General features: G+C 70.5%; 1 protein-coding gene. It reads right to left on the bottom strand.

Features of this window, described 5'->3' with window-relative positions; translation table 11 throughout:
* Positions 1–1,312: amino acid adenylation domain-containing protein (locus tag A9X03_RS14030; protein ID WP_156746558.1), on the bottom strand; the 1,312-nt coding region annotated here is incomplete at both ends.

Here is a 1,312-nt window from a genome sequence, read left to right as displayed (position 1 = left end):
TTGGGCACCCCGGTCGCCGGGCGGTCGGATCGTGCGCTCAGCGACCTGGTCGGATTCTTCGTCAACACCTGGGTGTTGGTGTAGTCGGGCGTGGGTAGGGCGCGGGTGTCGAGTTTGCCGTTGAGGGTGATGGGCAGGGTGTCGAGGGCGATGATGGCGGCGGGGATCATGTAGCTGGGCAGTTGTTGGGCCAGGGTGGCGCGTAGCTGGGTGGGGTCGGCGGTGCCGGTGATGTAGGCGGTGAGGCGTTTGTCGCCGGGGCGGTCTTCGCGCACGATGACCGCGGCGTGTTCGACCCCCTCGAGTGCGGCCAGGGCGGCGTGGATTTCGCCCAATTCGATGCGGTAGCCGCGGATTTTGACTTGATCGTCGGCGCGGCCGTGGTAGTCCAGTTGCCCGTCAGGGCGCCAGCACACCAGGTCCCCGCTGCGATACATCCGGGTTCCCGGCGGCCCGTAGGGGCAGGCCACGAACCGGGCCGCGGTCAATGCCGCCCGGTGCAGATAGCCCAGGCCGACGCCGCGGCCGGCGATATAGAGTTCACCGACCACCCCGGGGGGCACCGGGCGGCACCACGGGTCGAGCACGAACAGCGCCGCCCCGGGCACCGGCAGCCCGATGGGCACCGGGCCCGAGCCCGCGGTCAGTGGGGCGCTGATGGTGGCGTAGACGGTGGTTTCGGTGGGGCCGTAACCGTTGACCATCACCCGCCCGGGCGCCCAGCGTGCGAGGACCTCGGGGGGACAGGCCTCCCCGGCGGCCATCAACGCCACCTGATCCAGTCCGGTCGGCGACAGCGCGGCCAGCGCCGAGGGGGTGTGGCTCAAGACGGTCACGCCTTCGCTGATCAGCAGTGCGTGCAGCTCGTCGGGGGAGCGGGTCAGCTCCTCGGGCACCACCACCAACCGCCCACCAGAAAGCAGGGCACCCCAGATCTCCCACACCGAGAAGTCGAACGCATACGAATGGCATTGGGCCCACACCTGCTCGCACCCCAACCCGATACCCACCTGCAGGCCGTCGAACAAGCGGGTCACATTGGCATGGGTGACCGCCACCCCTTTGGGCACCCCGGTCGTGCCCGAGGTGTAAATGAGGTGCGCCACGTCATCGGGTGCCGGGGCGGGCAGACCGGTGCTGGGCTGAGCAGCAATCCGCGCGTCGTCGACGTCGACGACGACCACACCGCGCCCCTCCAGCCGGGGGCGCAGCGCGGTGGTGCTCAGCACGGCCACCGGGTTGGCGTCGGCCAGCACGAACCCGACCCGCTCATCCGGCAGCGCGGGGTCGATGGGCAGGTAGGCCGCCCCGG

Source organism: Mycobacterium sp. E1715 (assembly GCF_001667625.1).
Classification (GTDB): domain Bacteria; phylum Actinomycetota; class Actinomycetes; order Mycobacteriales; family Mycobacteriaceae; genus Mycobacterium.
This window is presented reverse-complemented; position numbering and strand designations above follow the sequence as displayed.